The organism is Enterobacter cloacae complex sp. P38RS (assembly GCF_014930775.1).
GTDB classification, from domain to species: domain Bacteria; phylum Pseudomonadota; class Gammaproteobacteria; order Enterobacterales; family Enterobacteriaceae; genus Enterobacter; species Enterobacter bugandensis.
In genome coordinates, this window is sequence record NZ_JADBRS010000029.1 from 1 (window position 1) to 1,871 (window position 1,871).

Sequence of the window (1,871 nt, forward strand, 5' to 3'; positions counted from 1 at the left end):
TGATTAAAAATCTCAATTTCATCAAAGAAAATGACCTGCTTCAATGGACGTGTGGCGAAAGTAACATACTGGTTAATATGCCATTTTTAGACTATGCAATGGTCGACTTAACACGCCAGTTAGTCTTTGCATTAAGCGAGCCAAAGCCATTACCGACCGTTTTGACCATCTTCAATGTGCAGGGCGAAAAACTATTTTGGTCTGCACCTCCTGAAGGTGCGATTTTCAATTACTTAACATTCAACCTGTCAAAGGAAGTGGTCGTTGTCTGTAGCTATCCAGCAAAAAAAAATGGCTGGCATGACTGGTTTTATTCCTGGGATATGAAGCGTAACGCGTTGGCTCAATCGGGCCCTGCATATTAAGATCAAAAGCGCCAAAAAATGATAACAACAATCAGTGGCAAAAGAGGAACTGTATCAGCTGTTCCGACAAGCAGTTTAAAAAACAGAGTTAAGTGGCAAAGGATAAGCACGGTTTACATTGTCATTTTGACCTATATAAAACCACTCGAAGAAATCGACGCAGCGATACCTGCTCATGTTGAGTGACTTAAAAAGGGGTATACAGAGGTGATTTTCCTGGCGTCCGAAAGAAGGATCCCAAGAAACGGTGGAGTCATTCTCGCTAAGTGTGAGAGTCTTGCCTCACTTCAAAACGATTATGCGAGGATCCTTTTCCGAGGTTAAAGCTTGCGACTATTGAGATCATACCTTTTGAACCCAGCATGAAAACAGAACTATTAGAGAATGTGTTTTAACCCCGCAAAAAATCCACGCCAAAGCGTGGATTTTTTTCATTCAAAACAAATCAAACATTAAACAGGAAGTTCATCACATAGCCATCTTTAACGATGTAATCTTTCCCTTTCGCACGCATCTTGCCTGATTCTTTCTCGCCTTGCTCACCTTGTTCTCAATAAGCTGTCGATCTCCAATTTAACCCGCGACGAACTCCATCGTGAGACCAGCCGCACGCAGGGGCTGCTGACCACCCGCAGCGAATACGACCGCCTGGGCCGACTGCATCGGCGTGACGTCTTTACCGGCAACGCTCAGTACCCGTCGCCGCGCCGCTGGGATTACGATTACCGTAATAACCTGGTTCGCGAAGAGCGTGACGATAACACGTTCAGCTGGTACCGCTGGCAGTACGACAGCGCCGGGCGCCTGCTGGTTCAGGACGGCACGCTGCCCGGCCAGGAGCAGTGGCGCTGGGATGCAGCCAACCCGCTCGAAGGATCTGCTGAGAAGGTCACGCACAACCGCCTGACGCATCTGAACGGCATTCGCTGGCGCTATGACATCCACGGTCGCACCGTGGAGAAAGATAACGGCCAGATGCGCCGGCACTACCGCTACGACAGCGAGCATCGCCTGACGGAGGTCATCAGCCAGCCGCGGGACCGCAATAAACCTCAGACGCAGGTCAGCTTCCGCTATGATCCGCTCGGGCGGCGCATCAGCAAAACGCGACGTCAGATGCTGGGCGGACAGACAACCGGCAGGCCGGTCACCACCCGGTTTGTCTGGGAAGGGTTTCGCCTGCTGCAGGAAGTGCACGGGGATGTGCCGCTGACGTACGTCTACAGCGATCAGGACAGCTACGACCCGCTGGCGCGTATCGACGGCGTTGAAGCGCCGGAGATTTTCTGGTTCCACTGCCAGCCCAACGGCACGCCGGAGCGGATGAGGGATAGCGAAGGGCAGGTGCGCTGCGAAGGGGTCAACAGCGCCTGGGGCAAGCTGCTGCGGGAAAGCGAGACGCAGGTATCAGGATATTCTCAGAACCTGCGCATGCAGGGGCAATACCTGGACCGTGAGACAGGGCTGCACTACAATCTGTTCCGGTATTACGACCCGGACTGCGGA

At 52.1% G+C, this 1,871-nt stretch carries 1 protein-coding gene and 3 pseudogenes; 3 read left to right on the forward strand and 1 reads right to left on the reverse strand.

The window, feature by feature from the left end; all coding sequences use genetic code 11:
• Positions 1 to 2 precede the first annotated feature (2 nt).
• Both IM303_RS22095 and IM303_RS22315 read left to right on the forward strand, forming a co-directional pair.
• Positions 3 to 365 carry a hypothetical protein gene (locus IM303_RS22095; protein WP_370552703.1) on the forward strand — a complete coding sequence of 121 codons (363 nt, stop codon included), beginning with the start codon at positions 3 to 5 and terminating at the stop codon, positions 363 to 365.
• A 102-nt stretch (positions 366 to 467) separates the two neighbouring features.
• Positions 468 to 760 (forward strand): annotated as a pseudogene (locus IM303_RS22315) (YciI family protein).
• 50 nt (positions 761 to 810) lie between these two features.
• Here the strand turns inward: IM303_RS22315 and IM303_RS22100 are convergent.
• Positions 811 to 912, reverse strand: a pseudogene (locus IM303_RS22100) (DUF933 domain-containing protein); the annotation flags it as partial.
• Positions 913 to 914: 2 nt separating this feature from the next.
• Between IM303_RS22100 and IM303_RS22105 the strand changes: the two are divergent.
• Positions 915 to 1,871: pseudogene (locus tag IM303_RS22105) on the forward strand (RHS repeat domain-containing protein); the annotation flags it as partial.